At 69.9% G+C, this 19,788-nt stretch carries 15 protein-coding genes and 1 tRNA gene; 10 read left to right on the top strand and 6 right to left on the bottom strand.

All coding sequences use genetic code 11. From position 1 onward, the window contains the following. Nucleotides 1-66 precede the first annotated feature (66 nt). The 4 genes from PV796_RS01945 (at nt 67) to PV796_RS01960 (ending at nt 3,432) form a co-directional block, all read left to right on the top strand. A tRNA-Met gene (locus tag PV796_RS01945) sits at nt 67-140 on the top strand. A gap of 422 nt (nt 141-562) precedes the next feature. Further along, the gene (locus tag PV796_RS01950) at nt 563-766 is read left to right on the top strand and encodes a cold-shock protein (protein WP_059194910.1); all 204 of its coding nucleotides are present in this window, start codon (nt 563-565) and stop codon (nt 764-766) included. 87 nt (nt 767-853) lie between these two features. Beyond that, on the top strand, nt 854-2,476 hold the full coding sequence (locus tag PV796_RS01955; RefSeq protein ID WP_274911017.1) for a DEAD/DEAH box helicase: 1,623 nt from the start codon (nt 854-856) through the stop codon (nt 2,474-2,476). Nucleotides 2,477-2,700: 224 nt separating this feature from the next. After that, complete coding sequence (locus PV796_RS01960; RefSeq protein WP_274911018.1) at nt 2,701-3,432, top strand: dienelactone hydrolase family protein; 732 nt, start codon at nt 2,701-2,703, stop codon at nt 3,430-3,432. A gap of 327 nt (nt 3,433-3,759) precedes the next feature. Here PV796_RS01960 and PV796_RS01965 read toward each other — a convergent pair whose 3' ends face one another. After that, nucleotides 3,760-6,531 carry a helix-turn-helix transcriptional regulator gene (locus tag PV796_RS01965; protein WP_274911019.1) on the bottom strand — a complete coding sequence of 924 codons (2,772 nt, stop codon included), beginning with the start codon at nt 6,529-6,531 and terminating at the stop codon, nt 3,760-3,762. 1,379 nt (nt 6,532-7,910) lie between these two features. On the opposite strand from PV796_RS01965, the gene PV796_RS01970 reads away from it, so the two are divergent. After that, the gene (locus PV796_RS01970; protein ID WP_274911020.1) at nt 7,911-8,810 is read left to right on the top strand and encodes an MBL fold metallo-hydrolase; all 900 of its coding nucleotides are present in this window, start codon (nt 7,911-7,913) and stop codon (nt 8,808-8,810) included. 315 nt (nt 8,811-9,125) lie between these two features. After that, entirely contained in the window at nt 9,126-9,485 is a 360-nt protein-coding gene (locus PV796_RS01975; RefSeq protein WP_274911021.1) for a VOC family protein, read from the top strand. A 222-nt stretch (nt 9,486-9,707) separates the two neighbouring features. Here the strand turns inward: PV796_RS01975 and PV796_RS01980 are convergent, their stop codons facing one another. Beyond that, a complete protein-coding gene (locus tag PV796_RS01980; RefSeq protein WP_274911022.1) occupies nt 9,708-10,958 on the bottom strand; it encodes a hypothetical protein in 1,251 nt (416 codons plus the stop codon). Nucleotides 10,959-11,191: 233 nt separating this feature from the next. Here PV796_RS01980 and PV796_RS01985 point away from each other — a divergent pair, with 233 nt between their 5' ends. Next, nucleotides 11,192-12,418 (top strand): NucA/NucB deoxyribonuclease domain-containing protein, encoded by a 1,227-nt coding sequence (locus PV796_RS01985; protein ID WP_274911023.1) that lies wholly within the window; start codon nt 11,192-11,194, stop codon nt 12,416-12,418. Nucleotides 12,419-13,325: 907 nt separating this feature from the next. Continuing rightward, the gene (locus tag PV796_RS01990; RefSeq protein ID WP_274911025.1) at nt 13,326-14,669 is read left to right on the top strand and encodes an endonuclease domain-containing protein; all 1,344 of its coding nucleotides are present in this window, start codon (nt 13,326-13,328) and stop codon (nt 14,667-14,669) included. Nucleotides 14,670-14,936: 267 nt separating this feature from the next. Here PV796_RS01990 and PV796_RS01995 read toward each other — a convergent pair whose 3' ends face one another. Next, nucleotides 14,937-15,512, bottom strand: coding sequence for a TetR/AcrR family transcriptional regulator (locus tag PV796_RS01995; RefSeq protein ID WP_274911026.1), 576 nt, complete (start codon nt 15,510-15,512; stop codon nt 14,937-14,939). Nucleotides 15,513-15,644: 132 nt separating this feature from the next. On the opposite strand from PV796_RS01995, the gene PV796_RS02000 reads away from it, so the two are divergent. Next, nucleotides 15,645-16,490: an SDR family oxidoreductase gene (locus tag PV796_RS02000; protein ID WP_274911027.1), complete on the top strand. Its 846-nt coding sequence runs from the start codon at nt 15,645-15,647 to the stop codon at nt 16,488-16,490. Nucleotides 16,491-16,678: 188 nt separating this feature from the next. Here the strand turns inward: PV796_RS02000 and PV796_RS02005 are convergent, their stop codons facing one another. Further along, nucleotides 16,679-17,575, bottom strand: coding sequence for a helix-turn-helix transcriptional regulator (locus tag PV796_RS02005; protein ID WP_274911028.1), 897 nt, complete (start codon nt 17,573-17,575; stop codon nt 16,679-16,681). A 161-nt stretch (nt 17,576-17,736) separates the two neighbouring features. On the opposite strand from PV796_RS02005, the gene PV796_RS02010 reads away from it, so the two are divergent. Continuing rightward, nucleotides 17,737-18,459: an SDR family oxidoreductase gene (locus tag PV796_RS02010; RefSeq protein WP_274911029.1), complete on the top strand. Its 723-nt coding sequence runs from the start codon at nt 17,737-17,739 to the stop codon at nt 18,457-18,459. 22 nt (nt 18,460-18,481) lie between these two features. Here PV796_RS02010 and PV796_RS02015 read toward each other — a convergent pair whose 3' ends face one another. Together PV796_RS02015 and PV796_RS02020 are read right to left on the bottom strand one after the other, a co-directional pair. Then, nucleotides 18,482-18,994, bottom strand: coding sequence for a DDE-type integrase/transposase/recombinase (locus PV796_RS02015; protein ID WP_446750552.1), 513 nt, complete (start codon nt 18,992-18,994; stop codon nt 18,482-18,484). A 158-nt stretch (nt 18,995-19,152) separates the two neighbouring features. Continuing rightward, complete coding sequence (locus tag PV796_RS02020) at nt 19,153-19,299, bottom strand: hypothetical protein (protein ID WP_274911031.1); 147 nt, start codon at nt 19,297-19,299, stop codon at nt 19,153-19,155. Nucleotides 19,300-19,788 lie beyond the last annotated feature (489 nt).

Genomic DNA, 19,788 nt, shown 5'->3' on the forward strand with positions numbered 1-19,788 from the left:
TCCGCCGTCCAGACAGGTCCCCGATTCGGAGAATCCGGATTGGTCACGTAGAGTTCACCGTACCGACGCGGGGTGGAGCAGCTCGGTAGCTCGCTGGGCTCATAACCCAGAGGTCGCAGGTTCAAATCCTGTCCCCGCTACTCAAAAAGCGAAGGCCCGGTACCCACCGGGCCTTCGCTGTATGTGGAACCAGGCAGGTCTGCGCCTCGCACCGCCACGGACACCCGTGCGCCCCGGAATCCACCACTCCCCTTTACGTAACTGTCAGCGGCGAAATGGTCGCGCTCGGTCACTCGTTGGCGCACGTCGCTGCGGGTTCAGGGGCCAGGGCGCGAGCAAAGATGGCGGTCAGATGAACGTCGCGGGCGCCTGCGACCCCGAGAGGTCCGGGCATCGGCTTCGATGATCCATCACGGCCCCCGAGCTGTGCTAAAGTTTAGGCGTTGCAGTTGTGGTACCCATGAACCAATGTGCGCCTGACGGGAATGCTTATCCATCGGGCGCATTATTTGTTTTACCGGCATCTCCGGATGGGGCCTCTGCCTACAGAAGGAGAAATGTCATGGCACAGGGAACTGTGAAGTGGTTCAACGCCGAAAAGGGTTTCGGCTTCATTGAGCAGGACGGCGGCGGCCCCGACGTCTTCGCCCACTACTCGAACATCCAGTCCCAGGGCTTCCGTGAGCTCCAGGAGGGCCAGCGGGTGTCCTTCGACGTGACGCAGGGCCAGAAGGGCCCGCAGGCGGAGAACATCGTTCCCGCCTAATCGCCGGACGCGTATCCGCTTACCGGGGTCCGCACCGCCATGGTGCGGACCCCGGTTTGCGCTGTTGCCAGAAAGGCAGAGAACTGCATGCCCCGCAGACCCCAGAAGTCGAACCGACGCGTCTCGTCGACCCCGTCGTCCGCGCCGCCTCCGAGGGAATTCCGGTTGCCGGAAAGCACGACGCCCGCCCTTCCCGCCGTCGAGGACTTCGCCGGTCTGGACATGCCCGCGGGGCTGCTGAAGACCCTCACCGCGCAAGGCGTGACCACCCCCTTCCCCATTCAGGCCGCCACGCTGCCCAACTCGCTTGCCGGCCGGGACCTGTTGGGGCGTGGCCGCACCGGCTCCGGTAAGACCCTCGCGTTCGGGTTGGCGCTGCTGGCCCGCACGGCCGGGCAGCGGTCCGAGCCCAAGAAGCCGCTGGCCCTCGTGCTGGTGCCCACCCGTGAGCTCGCCCAGCAGGTGACGGACGCGCTGACCCCCTACGCGACCGCGGTGAACCTCCGCCTGACGACCGTGGTCGGCGGGCTGTCGATCACCAAGCAGGCCAATGCGCTCCGGCGCGGTGCCGAGGTGGTCGTGGCGAGCCCCGGCAGGCTCAACGACCTGGTGGAGCGCGGGGATTGCGTGCTCAGCGACGTGCGCATCACGGTGCTGGACGAGGCCGACCAGATGACCGACATGGGCTTCCTGCCGCAGATCACCAAGCTGATCGAGCAGGTGCGGCCCGATGGTCAGCGCCTGCTGTTCTCGGCCACCCTGGACCGCAACATCGACCGCCTGGTGCAGCGGTTCCTGGTCGACCCCGTGGTGCACTCCGTGGACCCGTCCGCGGGAGCGGTGACCACCATGGAGCACCACGTGCTCCACATGCAGGACGAGACCGACAAGAAGGCCGTCACCACGCGCATCGCGGCTCGTGACGGCCGGGTCATCCTCTTCCTCGACACCAAGAGGTCCGCCGACCGGCTCGCCAAGCGGCTGCTGTCCGTGGGTGTCCGCGCGGCGGCACTGCACGGCGGTCGCTCCCAGCCGCAGCGCAACCGCACGTTGGAGCAGTTCAAGAACGGTCAGGTCACCGCGCTGGTGGCGACGAACGTCGCGGCGCGAGGCATACACATCGACGATCTCGACCTCGTGGTGAACGTCGATCCGCCCGCCGACCACAAGGACTACCTCCACCGGGGCGGCCGCACGGCTCGTGCCGGCGGCTCCGGCAGCGTGGTCACGCTGGTCCTGCCCGACCAGAAGCGGGACGTCAACCGGCTCATGTCGGACGCGGGTATCCGCCCCCGGACGGCCCGTATCAAGTCGAGCGACGCGGAGTTGGCCACCATCACCGGTGCCCGCGAGCCGTCCGGTGTGGCCGTCACCATCGAGGTCCCCCAGCCGACGACACCGGCGGCGTCCCGTCCGGACCGCAAGGCCGGGGACAAGCCCGGCGGGCGGTCCGGCCGCCGACGCCGAGGCGGCGGCGGGGCCAAGCCGGCGGCGGGTGCTGCTCCCAGGACCGGAGGTCGGGGTTCCGACCGCCGGTCCGCGACCGGGGCGACGGCGTCCGGTGGCGCTTCCGCGAACGGTGGGAGCAGTTCCGGTCGCCGAGCGGGTTCCGGTGGACGAGCAGGCGCCGGCGGGGCCAAGGGTGGCGCCGCCAGGGCGGGCGGACGCGGCTCCGACCGCCGGGGCGGCCGCCGCACCTCCGCCACCTGAGCCGCCAGGCAGTGTTGGCCCTGTGGCCCTGGCTGCCTCGATCCGGTTGAGCCAGGAAGTGTTGCTCGGGGCGTAGGCGATCCCCACTTGTTGTTCGCCTACGCCCGGGTCGGGTCCCGACGGGCTGGCGCACCGCCGCATCCCAGGGGCGCATGCGGACGCACCGTTCCGCCCGCGGTGAACGCCCGCCCGACCGGACTTGACGCTCACTACAGTCCGGTCGCATGACGACGGTTACCACACACACGGTCGAGTACCCGGCCGACGGCCTCACGATGATCGGGCACCTCGCGCTCCCGGCCGGTGCCGGCCGCCGGCCCGCAGTCCTGGTCGGGCCCGAGGGGACGGGACTGAACGACTTCCAACGCCGCCGGGCCGACGCCCTCGCCGAACTGGGCTACGTGGCGCTGGCCTTCGACATCAACGGCGGGCGCTGGTTCACCGACCCCGAGGAGATGCTGGCGCACACCACCCCCTTGCTCGCCGACCCCGACCGGATGCGGGGCATCGGCCACGCGGCGCTCGACGTGTTGCGCGCCGAACCGCGGACCGACCCCCACCGGATCGCCGCCGTCGGCTACGGCACCGGGGGCGCGATCGCGCTGGAACTCGGGCGCGACGGCGTCGACTTCCGCGCGATCGCGACGGTCAACGCGGTGACCACCGGCCGACCGGGCGAGGCTGCGCGCATTCGCTGTCCGGTGTGGGCCGGGGTCGGCTCCGAAGACCCGATCATGCCGCCCGCCCAACGGGAGGCGTTCACCGCCGAGTTGCAGGCCGCGGGCGTCGACTGGCGCCTCGTGGTCTACGGCGGTGCCTTGCACGCCTTTCACCACCCGCCGGTCGACCAGACCGTGCTCCCCGGCGTCGGCCACCACCCACGGCACGCGCAGCGAGCCTGGCACGACGTCGTCGCCCTGCTCGCCGAGTGCCTGCCCGTGGCCGTAACGGAGTGAACCGATCCGGTCGGCAACCACGATTCCGGGCTGCGAACCGGGCCGGTCGGCCACCGCCATCGTTCCGGCAGGGCTTCGTCAAGGTCGTTCAGGTGAGTCGGAGCGTGGTCAACGGCGGGTGTGGTCACGGGAGTTGTGGCGTAGACCGGCGATGACGTTGGGGGCTCCGGTGATACGGAGGGCGCCGATGGCGAGGCTGCGCAGGGCGGCCATCGTTCTGCGGTTGGCGGCGGGAGAATAGGGAGGCCGCCGCGCACGTCGTAGCAGTGGCCGCCAGCCCTCGGTATCGGGGGCTGGCGGCCACTGCTACGTGTCAGGGGGTAGCGGTCAACGGACGTTCACCCGTGCTCCCAGTTCGGAGCGGCGGCGGATCTTGAGCTTGCGGTAGATCCGCGTGAGGTGTTGTTCGACGGTGCTCGCGGTGACGTACAGCGCGTCGGCGATCTCTCGGTTGGTGTACCCCTCGGCCGCCAGGCTGGCGACCTTTCCCTCGGCGAGGGTCAGTGCCGGTCCCCCGGCGGTCCAGGGGGCTTGGGTGGCGGCGCTCTTGTCCTGCGTCACGGGGGTCCGGGGCGTGGGCTGTGCGGGGGCCGGCGGGCGGATAGTGGGGGCGGGCGAGGGGGCCGGGGTCTGTCGGGTGGCGGGGGTCCGGATCTCCTCCAGGGCGCGGACGCCGCCGCACTCCATGGCGAGCCGTTCGGCCCGGCGCAGCGTTCTGCGGCCGTAGTTGAGGTCGCCGGTGAGTTGGTAGGTCTGCGTCAACGCCCCGAGCGTGCGGGCGAGTTCGAGCGGGTCGCCGGACCGTTCGAGCACGACGGCCGACTCCCGGAGTCCCGCCGCGCGCCGTCCCATCGGGGAGGCCATGGCCCGCAGGCGGAGTGCGATGCCGCGGGTGCGGGCGTTGGGGGCCGGGAAGAGGTCGAGGTGTTCGTCGATCCGGACCCTTGCCTCCTCGCGTTCCCCGAGGCGCAGCAGGGTCTCGGCGAGGTCCAGGCGCCAGGGCACCAGGCCCGGCAGTTCGGTCTTCCAGGACTGCAGGATGTCCCCGCAACTGCGGAAGTCGTCGAGGGCGGCCCGCAGGCCACCGGTGGCCAGGTGGTGCCGGCCCCTGGCGCGCAGGTGGACCAGTCCGTAGGGGCTGCGCGCGAAGAACGCCGGCATGGGCTGGGACAGTTCCTCCTCGACCTCCTGGTGCCGGCCCTGTTCGGTCATGGCCAGGAGTTTCAGGCCGCGCGGAAGTCCGAGCAGGATGCCCCACTTCGGGGCGTCGAGCAGGTCCAGCGCGGACTCCACCGAGCGCACCGTGCCGGCGGGGTCGCCGCGCCACAGGTCGACGACGCCCTGCGCGACCGACAGCATCGCGGTCCAGCGCGCGGGCACGGGTGCCCCGCCGGCCTCCACCGCGGCCTGGACGGACCGGAGTCCGTCGGCGTCGAGTTGTTCCGCGGCCAGCAGTGAGAACAGGGCGACCTGCGCCGCTTCGAGGTCGGTGTGGTCGGGTCGGGCGCGTTGGAGTATTTCTTCGGCGCGGCGCGTCACGGGCTCCTGCTCGCCGCCGGTGAGCAGTCCGGGCAGTTCGCTGGCGCTGCGCAGCCACGGGAATCCGCCGATGATCATCTCCGGGCTCAGCTTGCATCCGTCGCAGCACTCGGCGTGCGGCATGCCGGGGAAGACGTGGCGGAGCCAGAAGTCGGTGAGGGCGAATTCGATGCGGGTCTCGGGGTCGTTGGGGCGGCCGGCCCTGGCCATCGCGAACACCTCGTCGGCCTCGTCGGCGCGGCCCTGCCAGGCCAGGCGTCGGGACAGCCGGGACAGCCACCGCCCGGACAGGTTGCCCTCGCGGGCGCTGGCCACAAGGGAGTTCAGGCGTCGGGAGACCAGGTCCGGGTCCATCCACCAGGTGATGTCCAGCAGTTTGGCGTGGACCTCGACGCGGGTGAGGTTGTCGGTGCAGCCGTCGGAGGCGAGTTTGAGCAGGGCGATGGCGTGCTGGTAATGGTGGCGGCGAGTCGCGTGGTCCGCGGCCTCGCCCAGGATGCCCACCGCCCAGGGCTGCGGTGCGGTGCCGGCGGCGAGCAGGTGTTGGGCGATGTGCTCGGCCGGTGCGCCGTCCTCGTAGAGCACCTCGGCGGTGCGCAGCCGCAACCGGCGGGCCGCCTCGTGGTCCATGGCGCCGGTCAGCACGTCGCGGACGCGGGGGTGCAGCACCAGTCCCGGTGACAGCACGCCGCTGCCGGTCAGTCCGTCCAGTGCGCGGTGCAGTTCGCGGGGTGCCAACTCGACGACGCGGGCGAGTCGTTCCCGGTTGCAGAACGGGCCCAGGACGGCCACGGCTTCCACGACGTCGGCGGTGGTCGGGCAGTCGGCGGGGCGCAGGCGGGTCAGGACGGTTGCCGCGAAGGAGGGGCCGTAGACCGGTTCGTCCCGGTCCTCTTCGCCCGCGGCCACGGCGTCGTCCAGCAGGGCCTGGAGGAGCAGCGGGTTTCCGCCCGTCACGGCCAGCAGTTCGTCGACCAGGACGACCGGGGGTTCGCGGTCGAGCCGGTTGCGGAGCAGTGCGGCCACTCCCCCGCGGGTCAGCGGGCCGAGGGTGAACGAGCGCCGGCGGGAGCGGGGGAAGAGGGCGACGCCGTGCCGGGAGTCGTGGGAGTCGGCGGCCCGTCGGAAGTCGGAGACCAGCACGTGCAGCGGCGCGGAGTCGAGGCGTCGGGCCAGTTCGCGCAGGAGCTTGGTGGAGTCCGGGCTGGTGAGTTGGGCGTCGTCCACGACGAGCAGCAGCGGTTCGGCGGAGGCCAGGGCGAGGAGGTGGTCGGCGAGGGCGGTGGGGGTGGTCGGTGGCTCGGTGTCCGTGGTGTCGCGCAGCGCGTCCCGCACCGCGCCCACCACGTCGACCACGGCCGGTCCTTCGGGTTCGGGGCCGTCAACGGACAGCACCCGTATGCCCTGTGTCCGGGCGTGCGCCGAAGCCGCTTCGAGCAGGGCGGACTTACCGCAGCCGACCGGCGCGCTGACGGCGAGGAACTCTCCTCGCCGTGCCGAGGTCGCTCCCATGCGGTCAGCAAGCTCGCTCAACTGCGCGTCCCGTTCGACTAAGTACATTCCGCCTCCTGCGTTGGGCATGGCCCAGTTCCCGTACGGCTCGGACGTGCTCCGTGCGGAAGTCGCATCCGGGGGGACCACACTGTCGTGAGAACCCGAACTCTTAGACCCGCCAGGGGTCGTGACGTGTGCAGGTGCAACGCTCTTGCTCGGGCGACTTCCGTTCGGGACCGAGCAACTCATTACGGCATCGGACCACAGTTCGCCCGATTCACTCAAGATCGACCAGGTGATCCGGGGTGACACTAGTCGCCCCTTCAGTCACCCCTACAGTCATCACTACAGTCACGGACTATCTGAGACATCAGCCATGCCTCGCGAGAGCGATGCCCCATCTCACGGCCGCTATCAAGCCACTCAACAGTGCTTTTCGGCCCGCTACTTGACTAAGGTTCTCGCGTTGGTCACATGCGCACAACCCGTTTCGGAAAAGCGATCGCCAAGCGACGGAAATGCGCGCGTTACAAAGCGGCCAACTGCCGAGAGAGGCGTGTCACGCGTGGGTGATGGTGCGGGTGAGGTGGGGGCCGCTTTGCAGTTGCGCCACCCGCAGGAAACCTTGTGTGCGCGGTGAGTTGGCCGGGCGGCGGGGGCAGCCGATCGGAGCGATGGTGGACCGTGGGCAGCGCGTGCAGCGGCAGCCGCGCGGCCGCGCGGCCGCGCACCCTCCGGGCAGACGCCCTTCCGGCCCGGCCACCGCAGCCCGGAGCACCGCGACGGTCGGGCGGGGCGGTCCACCACGACGGCGCACTCGGTGATACCCGGGAACTCCCGCAGCAGGGCCTCGATTTCGCCGAGATCGATGCGCATGCCCCGGATCTTCACCTGGTCGTCCGCGCAGCCCAGGAACCGCAACTCACCGTAGGGCGCCAAGCGGCCGGTGCCCCCGGTGTCGGCACGCGCGTTGTCCACCGGGCGCCCGATCGGCACGGTGCCCTCTCCGGAGCCCGGCGGGAAGTCGATCCGCCGTCCTCGATGCCGGCCCGCAGCGCCGCGGCTTCCGAGGCGCGACGACGCATCGGCTCGCGCCACACCCATGATCACGACGGCGGCGGTTAGCTCAGCCATTTTCGGTAACCCCTGCAACGCTCTCGCGAACGCCTTCGCGCCCTCCGATCACACACTCTCTACATGCCGCTCATTCAATGTCCGATCAGAATCCCCCTCCACCCCTAGCCCTCCCCAAACACTCCCCTAACCTGGCGATCAATGGGGGCACCTCATGCACCCGAGCGGTAGAGCCGAGCACAGGCCATCCGGCACCAGCAACATCCAGTGAACGACTTTGCACTCGCGGCAGCGAACGCCCCCGGCTCCCCTCCTCCGCTACGGCCGCCTCAGCGTTAGCGCCCGCCCCGCCCCGCGCGCAGGCTGGACACATGGACACCCTCACGCTCGGGGACGTGGAGATCACCCGCGTGCCGGAGCTGCCCGCCAGAGGCCGCGCCCGCGGCTACGTCTTTCCCGACGTGCCCCGCGAACACTGGCGGGCGAACGAGAGCTGGCTCGCCCCCACCTTCCTTGATCCGGCCGCCGACGAGGTCCGCTTGCTGATCCAGACCTGGTTGGTCCGCAGCGGAGGCCGGACGATCCTGATCGACACCGGCGTCGGCAACGACCGGGAGCGCCCGGCCATGCCGAACTTCCACCGCCTCAACACCGACTACCTCACGAGGCTGACCGCGGCGGGCGTCCGCCCGCAGGACGTGGACACGGTGATCTGCACCCATATCCACGTCGACCACGTCGGCTGGAACACCCATCTGACGGATGGCGGACAGTGGCGACCGACCTTCCCCCACGCCCAATACCTGATCCCACGGGCCGACTTCGACTACTTCAACCCCGCCAACGGACACCGCACCCGCGCCGGTGCCCAAATGGCCAACGTCTTCGAGGACAGCATCACGCCCGTTCACCAGGCCGGGCAGACCCTGCTGTGGGAGGGCGACCATCACGACGTCGACGCCCAACTCCGCATCGAGCCCGCCCCCGGCCACACACCCGGTTCCGCCGTCGTCTGGCTACGGTCCGGCACTCACCAGGCGGTGTTCGCCGGGGACCTGCTGCACAGCCCCCTGCAGATCGTCGAGCCGGACGACTGCCCCGGCTTCGACGAGGACGAACCACACGCACGCAGCAGCCGACGCCGCGTGCTGGGCGAGGCCGCCGACCGCGGCGCCCTCCTGCTCCCCGCCCACTTCCCCGGACCGGGCGCGGCCGAAGTACGGCGCGCCGGCGACCGGTTCGCGGTAAGGGCGTGGGCGGCATGGCGGTGAACACGCTCCGCGGCCGCCGCCCTGATGGCTCGGCAGCACGGCACCCCGGCATCCGCCGAACCCGAACCCGGAACGAAGGTCAAGGAAGGAAGGTCAAGGAAGGAACGTCAATCTCGCACCGCCGCGACTCGCCGGCGAACTGGAGGACGACCACCCGCGCCCCCACCAACGCCCGCCAGCCCGCCAACCGTTGGGACGATCTCCTCGCACCACATCGCACCGCCATCCTGCACCCCGCCACGTGACCACGGCACCGAAGGGCCCCTAGCATCGGACGGCATGCGTGGAACGCGGCGACTCAAGGTGGGATTGCGCGTGCAGGACCTGGACGCGTCCTGCCTGCTGTACCGCAAACTCGGCTTCAAGCAAATCCCCAACACCACCTACCCAGGCATCCGCTACCTGACCTTCGGCCACACCTGGTTGATCCTGTCCGGCATGTTCGACCACGGCAACCACAACGCCGTTCGCGAGCAAGCGGCCAGAACGGGTCCGCTCGGCAACGGCTTCGTCCTGACCGTGCCCACCAAGAACCTCCACACCATCCACAACCTCTGGCGCGTTGAGCGGCTCCCGGTAACGCTGGAACCGGCGGACGCCCCGTGGGGACGCATCTTCATGGGCCTGGACCCCGACGGCTACGAGTTGCTGTTCGAGCAGATCCGCAACAACTGAACGCCAGACGCCGCCGCACCCTGAGTGCGACTCACTGACTGCCAGGCGCAAGCGCGGATCTGGCGGGGATGCGGCGGCAGCTCCGGGACTTCTCTGGGGCTTTGGGCTCTCGCTCCGCCCAGGACCCCGCAGGCGGCCGGGGTGCCGGCTCGGCACGGCGGTCCCGCGCGCCAAGACCCCGGGCGAGGCAACGGGCTCGGCCCTGCCCGGGGTTGCTGTTGGTCAGACCTTCAGGAGGTCGAACGTGCCGGAGCCGTCCTGCCTGCCGCTGGAGTACTGGCGCAGGAACTCGCCGTCGGCGTAGCGGTCGTAGCCGATCATGGAGCCGGTGTACTTGTTCTGCACACCGATCTTCGCGCTGCCGGGTACGTCGCGGTAGATGGAGAACCGCTGGAGGTCGTCCTCCGTGCAGGGGGCCGTCTGCAGGACCGCCTGTTCGTTGGCCGCGTTCTGCTCGGCGATGGTCGCGCACCCGCCGTTGCCCCAGTTCCACAGGGACGCCTCAAGGACCCCGTTGTTCTCCGTCACGTTGCACAGCCGCCAGTTGTCCAGGTGGGCGCTGAAGATCGTCGAGGGCCGCAGGCGGACACCGTCGGCCGCCAGGAGCGGCGCGCCCCAGGACAGGGGCTTGCCGGGTACGGCGATCTTGTAGGCGCCAGGCTCGCAGTTGAGAGCGGCGGCCCGCGCGCTACGCCCGGTGGCCTTGGGTTGTTCGGCAGACATGCCGCTGGTGTGAGCCGGGCGCTGCACGAGGCGGTCACGCATCTGCTTCGCCGTCGGCGCCACCGCACCCGCCGGGTGCTCGGCCTTCGCGGCGGGCGAGCCGCAGTCCAGGAGACCTTGCGCCTTGGCCATGATGCTGTTTGCGGGGACCTTGTCCTCGCAGCGCACCGCGCCTTCCTCAAGGGTGGTGTACGTGGTGTAGCTGCCGGTGTCGGCGCTCTTGATCCACTTCAGGGCCCAGGAGCCGTCGTCCTGCTGGACGCGGTTGCAGTTGAGGCTGCCGTAGGTGCCGGTGACCTTCTTGGTGCCCTTGTAGAGGCCGTAGTAGCCGGGCTGGCGGAAGCTCCAGGTGACGGAGTCCGAAACGCTGCTGGTGGAGGTGTAGTTGACCTGCACGTTCAGGCCCAGGCTCGCGCCGACTTTGCCGAGGGTCTCGACGGCGAAGCTGCCCTCGACGTTGCCGGTGAGGCCGACGGAGACCGAGATGGTGGTCTGGGTGTTGGTGTTGACCGTATGTGTGCCGGTGGTGCCCTCGGTGACGTACCAGCCCTTGAAGTGGGTGATCGTCGGGGACACCTCGGAGGTCTTGATGTACGGGTGGCGCGTGCCGAGGTCGGCCGCGGTACAGGACTGACCGGCCTCGGGCCCGTCCCCCGCGGCGGCGGCCGTCGTGGCGGGTGCGGCGGCGGCCGGCGAGGCCGCGAGGCCCGCCGCGGTGAACACGCAGGCTGCCGAGGCGGTGGCGGCCATGAGCGTTCTGCCTATGCGGCCAACTGGTCTTCTGGGGCGCATTGTTGCCCTTTCCCCCTGGTGGTTGCTGGGCTGACAGGGGGTGAATGTAGCGGCCAACGGGGGTGGTGGTGTAAGCCCGGAACTGGCCAAAAATGGTAATAGAGGGGCTTATTCCGCCCCTGTGCGCGCAGGCGTCGGGCCGGTTCGATCCCAGGTGGACCCGTACATCACCGACTGAGGAGAACCATCCTTTGAAACGCGTCAGACGCATACTCGCGGCCGTAGCCGCACTCGCCGTCACCGCGGCACTGCTCGCCCTGGGCGCCTCACCGGCGGCCGCCGCACCCGTCGGGAGCCGGGCGACGCCCCCCAAGGGCCACGGCACGTGCAAGGCCACCGCCCCGGACTTCCCGGCGCACCGCCGGGGCACCGGCTGGACCTGTATCAAGGCGGTGCCCGTCGCCACCCCTGTCGCTGTCACCGCACGCGGCCTGCGCGGCGGCTCGGATGGTGCGTGCGCCAACGGCCGGAACTCCGACCGGCACAACTACTGCTGGGGCGAGAAGTTCACGAACTCGGCCTTCGACACCAAGGGCAAGGAGTTAGGTCGCGCCGTCGTCGAGGCCGTGAGCTTCGCTCGCCTGAGCTCCTCCAGCGGGAAGTGGACGGAGAACATCGCCGTCAAGGCCACCGAGATGGAGGGCGACGCGAAGACCGTGTCGATGGACCTGTCCGCCACCTGCAGCGGCCTGTGCACCGTGGACGCACCGGCCTGGGGCGGCGCGCCCGTCGAACTGGCGCTGGGCGACGAGAAAACCGGGAACCTCTCCTTCACCTCCACTGTCACCAAGGGCAATTACTCGTTCATCTCCCCCACCTACACATCGTTCGGGGAGATCCTCGACGTGGGCGGCAGCCCTGCGAACCCGGTGACCTGGAACGGCCACGACCTGCGCTGCGACGCACAGGTCGGCAGCAACCCCGGCTGCATCGTGATGGGGCACATGGCCAACGTGACCATCCGCGAATCCGCCTACGGGGCCGCCGCCGTCGCCTACGGGGGGGCGCAGAGCAACCTCAAGGGCGGTAACTTCGGCACCAAGACAAAGCCGCTGCAGCGTAATGCCGGTGGGAAGAAGGCGGCGGCCAAGAAGCGCTACCAGTCGTGCACGGCGGCCCCGGACCCGTTCAAGCAGGACCCCAGCGTCCAGGACGACTCCTGCGACGAGTTTCCCTTCGCCAGCTCCGTGCAGGGTGGCACGAACGGCTCCGAGTGTACGGAGATCATCCCCAGGAAGACCGGCGGGGTGTGGCACGTCGACGTCGTTCGGGACAGTCCGCACGGCGATTTCGCGCCCTGTATCCGGGCTCATGTGCCCAAGCCCGAGAACACGGGGGCGGGGGGTGAACTCGGCCGGGCCGTCGTCGCGGACCGCATCCTTGAGATGGAGTGGTACGAGGTGATCATCGCGCCGTGACGGGCGGTCATTCGGCCACCGGTTCGGCGAGCTTGGCGCGATGTGCGGTTGGATGCCTTGCCGACCTCGTCCAACCAGATCCGCCGCGCCAGTCCCGGGTGCAGGTCGGCCACACACCAGTCGACAGCACGCGCCTGCGGGCGTGCCTGGTTCTGATCGACCAGGATCCCTGGTCGGGTGATCTTGACCGAGCACACGCATGAGGACGAGCGCAGGGCCCCTTGGCAGCTCGGGGTTGCGACGCACGAGCACCGAGGAGGCCCTGTTGTCCCAGTCTTGCGTGACGGTCCTTCTTCCGTCCAACTCCCGTGTGTCGTCGCGCGATTGCCGCCCGCGCCGGTTCGGGAACGCGGCCGACCGTTCGGACAGAGTGCGGCGGCCGCGAGCGCCTCCGCCGCCACCCCCTGGCGCCATCGCGGCACGATCGAGCCTGCGACCGGGACCGTCTTTGCCCCCGCGGACACCGTGACCGCCACCTGTCGCGGCTCGTCCACCGGCACATCCGTCACCGCGGTCGGAGCGGCCAGGGCCTCGACAAGCCCAGTCCGGGCGATCTCCCGACGCTCCAACACCCCCTCTGTCTCACTGAGTTCGGCAAGAACCCGTTCAGCTTCCGCACGAAGCTCCGCCGCCCGCGCCCGGGCAACCATCTCCCGCTCTTCCAGCAGTCCCCTCACCGACGTCACCGGTCATCTCCGCATCACCGAGAACGAACTGATCGACCGAACCCTCCCGCAACGGCGTCGGAACGATCCCTGATGCCTGAGTAACGGAAACTCGGCGATCACATCCGATCAGGCAATGGCTTCTGGGGAGTTGCGAGCGGCAGATGCGGCGTGGGCGGCGGCCCCTCTGTCCGAGGTGCTCGGAGACCCGTTGCCGCGTTGCGAACCGCTAGCCTGTCGGTATGTCAGAGCGTGTCATGCCCGGTCGCACGGACGGCCTGCTCACCGTGCGCAACGCGGACGCATTGTGGGTTGAGTTGACGGCCAACAGCGCTGTGCCGACGACTTCCGGGGCACTCACCCGCTCTCCTACCCAGGCTCGGCTGGGGTACGTCCTGCTCGGCAGCCATGTGGTGGCGACAGTGCTGACGAGCGCCGGCCAGTGGAGCGTTCCGGAGACCGAGGTGCGCCGGGCGGCCGCGGAACTCAACGCGGTGCGGATGGACCGCCACGACCTGGTCCGCATCGGTCCGTTTCGTGGGGCACCGCGGCAGGAGCGCAACGTGGAAACGCCGTTGCGCTGGCGTCAGCGCATCACGCGGGAACTGCAGGAACTGGGCGGCTCCGAGCGGGCAGCACGACCTGACGTCGGCCGGCCGTGCCATCTGGCGGGGGTCGACTGGCGACAGATCCTCGTGGAGCAGACCCGCGACGGATCGCAGCGAACGTGGTGGCTGCCGCGCGCCGTGGTCAGGCTGCTCGACGCGGCCGAGCACGCCGAGACGCAGTGGCTGCACGCCGCGCGGACCCGCCAGGCAAGCGCACCCGTCACCGAGCCGCCCTCCCCCACCCGGCAGGCCCCAGTCACCGACGGTCCGCAGACGACGAACTCCAAGAGCCCCACCACCGCACTGCGCCCGTACAACGCAGAGCTGAAAGGCCAGTTGTACTCGGTGCTCAGCAAGAAGCCCAGTACCTCCCGCAGGGTGGCCGAGTGGGCCTGCGCCGTCTGCCACACCGCGCCCGCCACCGTCCTCGACCACTGCCACGAACACGGCTACGTCCGCGCCCCCCTCTGCCAGTCCTGCAACACCCAAGAACGCCCCGACCACCTGTACGACAACGACATCCGCGTGGCCAACCGCTACCGGCGCCTCTTCGACACCGACACCGAGAACTGGCTCCGCCACTGGCACCGTTGCCCAGGCTGCCGCGCACGCACCACCCTGCCCCTTCCCCACCTCGCCGCATGGACCGCCCACATAGCCTGCCAATCACTACGCCCGACCCACCGCGCCCCCGGCGGGCGCAAGCCCTGCGGTGTCCTCCGCGCGTCCTGGACAGGCAGCCAGCAGGCACCTCGTTCCTGCCTGCTCACCATCGCCGTCGACTTCTGCCCCTCCGGCGAACACCGCGTCCTGGCACAAGTCCCCTACCGCGAAGCCGCCGAGCGGTTTCACCTCTGGTTGACCGAGACGGCCCCCGCCGTGGCCGCCGCAGCCGGCCCCGACCGCCTGGACGACCTCCCCGCCCAGCCCCGCCCAGTCATCGCGGACACCAGCGGCGAGGGCCTGGCACTGTTCTGAGCGAGCACCGGGAGACGTGACCCTCCAACGTCACCTCGCATCCGCCGGCCCCCGACATGTCCACCTCGCACGCCCCGACGTAATGCGCAGCAGAATTCCCAACTAGGGTCTGTAAAACAATAGATGACGCCTAGTCAGGGATACTTCGATGGCGGCGCTGCCACACGCACCGGCCCCGGACAGGAAGTGGGATGCCGGGGCTGCTGCCTACCCCCGTGCAGTGCTCGCTCTGGGGCAGCGCCCCCGCGCCGGGGGCCTGCGGGTGGGTTACCGGTCCGCTTGGTAGCGGAGCCCGTCGAGGAGTAGGTCGAGGAGCCGGTCGGCTCGGTCGCGTTGGGCGGGGGTGCCGGTGGTCAGTGCGATGCCGGCAAGGCTGAAGCCGACGTCGAGAGGGTCGATGTCCGAGCGCAGGAGGCCGGCTTCGGCTCCGGCACGCAGCAGGGTGTCAACTGCGGCGCCGAGTTTGTCGAGGGTTTCGGCGAAGGGGTCCGCGCCGGAGGCGACCGCGGCCCGCAGGGCGTCGGCCATACCGTGCTTGGCGGCCAAGTAGCCGATGAACCTGTCCATCCACAGGCGCATCGCCCGGTCCGGCGGGAAGTCGGTCAGCAACTCGGCGGCGCTGTCGCAGACGCGAGCCAGCTCGTTGCGGTAGGCCGCCTCGATGAGCGCCTCGCGCGTGGGGAAGTGGCGGTAGAGCGTGGCCGAGCCGACGCCCGCGGCCTTGGCGATCGTGTCGATCGGGACGTCCGCGCCCTTGTCGGAGAAGGCGCGCACGGCCGCTTCGAGGATGCGCTCCCGGTTGCGGCGGGCATCAGCGCGCAACGGGCTCGGCTCAGTGGTCAAGGAAGCTCCCTTCGTCAGGAGACCACTCTAGCTGGACAACCGGGGAACTCCCCGGTTACCGTCCAGACGACAACCGGGGAGTTCCCCGTTTATTGGTCCGTGCATGTGCACCAAACCTGAGGAGCCTCCGCAATGACCTCCCCGAAGACCGTCCTCATCACCGGCACCTCCTCCGGCATCGGCTTGGCGGCCGCCGTCGCCGCCGCCCGGGCCGGGTGGACCACCATCGCCACGATGCGCAACACCGGCAAGGCCGAGGCCCTGCTCCAGGCTGCCGCCGAGCACGGGGTCGCCGACCGCATCCAGGTCAAGCGCTTGGACGTGGTCGACCCCGAGAGCATCGCCGCCTGCGTGGACGAGGTGATCGCCGAGCACGGTCGCCTCGACGCCCTGGTCAACAACGCCGGCGCCGCGAAGATCGGCACCATCGAAATGATGAGTGTCGAGGACGTCCGCGCCGCCATGGAGGTCAACTTCTTCGGTGTGGTGGCCACCACCCGCGCCGCGCTGCCGCACCTGCGCGCCTCCCGGGGGCGGGTGATCACCGTCACCAGCGTCGGCGGCGTGGTCGGTCAGCCCTTCAACGAGGCGTACTGCGCGGCCAAGTTCGCTGTCGAGGGCTTCATGGAGTCCCTCGCGCCCCTCGCCGCCACCGTCGGCGTCGACGTCACCGTGATCGAACCCGGCGCAGTGGCAAGCGAGTTCGTCGCCAACCAGAGCCTCGACATCCCCGCCCTGCTGGATGCGGCCGGACCCTACGCCCCGGCTCTCGACGCGTACGTCGCCCGCACCCGGGGCGCCTTCGCAGGCGCCCAGACCCCCACCGAGGCCGCCGCCCCGATCATCGACGCCCTGACCTGCGACCGCCCCGCCTTCCGCATCCAGACCTCGCAGTGGGCCCGCGACTTCGTCGCCACCACACTCGCCGACCTCGACGGCTCCGCCGTCCAGAACCTCACCAACACCTGGATCCGCTGACCACCCCGAAGAGAAACACCCTGATCGAGCTCACCGCACCGCACCTCGACACCCTCCGCTCCGCCTGCCCGCCAGCGCCTGTGAGCATCGCGCCGGCTGCTCGGCGAGGCGGCCGAGTCTGGTCAACGGCGAGGCTGCTGTGACCGGGTGGATGCGTAAAGGGCGAGGCGTCTACGCGCCCGGCATCGTCATGTCGTGCTTTCGCTCGCGGCGTTGCCGGCCGTGAGGTCCGGCGCCGACCAGCTGCTCAGCAGGCGCAGTGCGTCGGCGGAGGGGCTGCAGGGTTCGGCGGTGTAGAGGTAGAGGGCTTGGTCCGGGTCGTCGGGGAGGGGAAGGGACTCGTAGTCGAGGGCCAGTTCGCCGACGAGGGGGTGGTGGTAGTGCTTGGTGCCGTGGGTGTATTGGAGAACGTCGTGGTCGGCCCACCACCGGCGGAAGTCCTCGTCGTGCACGGAGAGTTCGCCGACCAGTTCGGTCAGGCGGGGGTCGTGCCGGTGGCGCCCGGCGTACAGGTGCAGAACCGCCACCGCGCCGCGGGCCGCCGTGGACCACTCTGCGAGCAGCTCGCGGGCGGCGGGGTCGAGGAAGATGAACCGGGCGAGGTTGCGGTCGCGGTGCGGCAGGGCATCGAAGTCGGTGTACAGCGCCTTGGCCAGGGAGTTGGCGGCCAGCACGTCCAGCCGATGCCCCATGATCATCGCGGGAGTGTCGGTCAGAGAGTCAAGCAACCTGAGCAGTCCGGGCCGCACCCGCTGCGGCTCCATCGTGCGGCGCCGGGTTGAGCCCGGCCTGGGGCGCGCCAGGTCGAACAGGTGGGCACGCTCGGCCGCATCCAGGCGTAGCACGCGGGCCACGGCCTCCAACACCTGCGCGGAGACGTTCGGGTTGCGCCCGCGTTCCAGCCGGATGTAGTAGTCGACGCTGATCCCGGCCAGCTGTGCCACCTCTTCGCGCCGCAGCCCTGGTACGCGGCGGCGGCTGGTGTCCGGGAGCAAGCCGACCTCGCGGGGACTGGTCCGGGCCCGACGCGAGCGCAGGAAATCGCGCAGCTCAAGGTTGGGCTCACGCCCCGCTGACTGGCTCATTCCCTCAGGCTAGGACAGCCTGCGCCGCTGCTGCACGGCGGAAGGGGGGTCTGGCGAACCCCCTGTACACCCTGCCCCTGCTGGCCGTGCGCGGCGCGCTCTCCGCGGTGGTCTCCTGGATTGCGGCACAACCATTCGTACTTGCCTGAAGAGGGATCACCTTGTCCAAGCCCCTGATCGTCATCACCGGCGCCAGCTCCGGCATCGGCGCGGCCACCGCCCGCCTCCTGTCCGCCCAGGGGCACCACCTCCTGTTGCTCGCCCGGCGGCTGGACAAGCTCCAGGAGCTCGGCCTGCCCGAGACCCTGTGCCGCAAGGTCGACGTCACCGACCGGGACGCGCTCCACGTCGCCGTGCGCGAGGCGGAGGAGCGGTTCGGGCCGGCGGACGCGATCGTCAACAACGCGGGGGCGATGCTCCTGGGTCGCGTTGAGGACCAGAGCCCCGAGGAGTGGGACCGGATGATCGACCTGAACATCAAGGGCGTGCTCTACGGCACTCGCGCCGTCCTCCCCGGCATGCTCGCCCGCGGCGCCGGCACGATCATCAACGTCAGCTCCGTCGCCGGACGCAAGACCTTCCCCAACCACACCGCCTACGTGGGCACGAAGTTCGCCGTTCACGCGATGTCGGAGAACCTGCGCAAGGAGGTCGCCTCCTCCGGCGTGCGCGTGGTGACCATCGCCCCCGGTGCCGTGGAAACCGAGTTGCTGTCCCACACCAGCGATGAGCAGATCAAGCAGGACTACGAGGTGTGGAAGAAGTCCGCCGGCGGCGCCCTGGATCCCCAGGCCGTGGCGGAAGCCATCGCCTACGCCTACCACCAGCCGTCGAGCGTCACCATCCGCGAGATCGTCCTCGCCGCCACCGGTCAGGAAGCCTGACCAGCACCACACCACGGGCAAGTCAGGTTCGACGAGACGGGTCGGTCCCGGCAGCCAACGAGGAGACGACTGCGGTTGGCTGTGTGCCCGGCTGCTGACGGCGGCGGGGTGCTGGTGGCGTGCCCGCGGCATCCGCACCTGTCATGGTGCGAGAAGCCGCCCGCATTCCGAACGTGATCGCTGGGGTGCCGTTCAGGGCCTCGGCCATCGCGTTGCCATAGCTGTCCACGCCGGAGCCGACCGACGCGGCAGTGCCGATCTCGGCGAGCCGGTTGGCGTACCGCATGTACACGCATTGCGGCCCGGGGTCGCTGCGATGAATGCGGCCGGAGTCCTTCTTGATCCTCCGTCTCCATAGCGCCATATCCGGTGCTTCCAACGGGAGTTCGGTCCGCGTGCGGTTCGCGACCTGCCAGCCGATGATCATCCGCGAGAACACGTCCAGGGCGAGGGCCACGTATGCCCACCCCGACCACGTGCGGACATACGTCCCGTCCGCCGCCCACAGCTGGTCGGACCAGACAAGCGCCCGCATACGGGCCCGACCCTCCAGCCGCTGCCCTTCAGGCTGTCGTCGATCACCTGGTCGCCCCCGTCCGGGGACGGTCGAACTCCTGGGCAAAGAAGCGCACTTGTTGCCTTGAGGACCTCGTTTTGCCCGTCTCAACTCCGCTATTTCTTTGCGTAGTTGCTTCAGCTCCCCTCACGCTCGACGCTGGTCGGCCGGTCGTCGCGTTCCCCGGCGCGTGCCTCGGCCTGGCGGGCCCAGCCGCGCAGGGCCTGCTTGCGGATGCCCGGGACCTTGGCGACGCGCGCATTCGGACGACCCGTACTGCTCACGCTTCTCCCTCGGGTCAGGATCCATGCCTGGCTTCACGGACTCCACGACACCGAGGTCAGCTCATCCCGTCAGGTGCGGGCCGCACGCCCCCCGACGGGGTTGGTTGAGCCCGGGAGCGTACGACGGCAGCGGACAGTCGGTCAGCCGTGGTCGGGCGGCGGTCGGCCGACGTGTTCCCTCCCCGACGTGCCCGCCCCCAAGAGCCGGATGCCGCGCAAGCCCCCTCGCCTGGCACCTGCGTTGACGTCATACCCCACTGCGCCACGGAGTCGACGGCCGTTCTCCAGTAGCGGTGCCGCGTACCGGTCACTTTCGCCGGGCTGAACGGTGGCCTGTCTGTCGGGGCTCAGGCATCCGCCGGCGCGGGGCGGTTGTCGGCTCGTACGGTCCCGCCCATCAGCAGCGTTTCCGTGCCACGACTGGCTCTGCGCGTGTAGATAACGCGTAGATAAATGGAGATGGTCCGTTTTTGCCGCGAGGAATCCCAA

The organism is Streptomyces sp. WZ-12 (assembly GCF_028898845.1).
Lineage (GTDB): Bacteria > Actinomycetota > Actinomycetes > Streptomycetales > Streptomycetaceae > Streptomyces.

Bases quoted from the DNA above. Each gene is read 5' to 3' on its own strand.
- PV796_RS01960 (WP_274911018.1), top strand. From the start codon at position 2,701: ATGACGACGGTTACCACACACACGGTCGAGTACCCGGCCGACGGCCTC.
- PV796_RS01955 (WP_274911017.1), top strand. From the start codon at position 854: ATGCCCCGCAGACCCCAGAAGTCGAACCGACGCGTCTCGTCGACCCCG.
- PV796_RS01950 (WP_059194910.1), top strand. From the start codon at position 563: ATGGCACAGGGAACTGTGAAGTGGTTCAACGCCGAAAAGGGTTTCGGC.
- PV796_RS01980 (WP_274911022.1), bottom strand. From the start codon at position 10,958: ATGGCCGCCACCGCCTCGGCAGCCTGCGTGTTCACCGCGGCGGGCCTC.
- PV796_RS02005 (WP_274911028.1), bottom strand. From the start codon at position 17,575: ATGAGCCAGTCAGCGGGGCGTGAGCCCAACCTTGAGCTGCGCGATTTC.
- PV796_RS02000 (WP_274911027.1), top strand. From the start codon at position 15,645: ATGACCTCCCCGAAGACCGTCCTCATCACCGGCACCTCCTCCGGCATC.
- PV796_RS02015 (WP_446750552.1), bottom strand. From the start codon at position 18,994: ATGCGGGCGCTTGTCTGGTCCGACCAGCTGTGGGCGGCGGACGGGACG.
- PV796_RS01965 (WP_274911019.1), bottom strand. From the start codon at position 6,531: ATGTACTTAGTCGAACGGGACGCGCAGTTGAGCGAGCTTGCTGACCGC.
- PV796_RS01990 (WP_274911025.1), top strand. From the start codon at position 13,326: ATGTCAGAGCGTGTCATGCCCGGTCGCACGGACGGCCTGCTCACCGTG.
- PV796_RS01970 (WP_274911020.1), top strand. From the start codon at position 7,911: ATGGACACCCTCACGCTCGGGGACGTGGAGATCACCCGCGTGCCGGAG.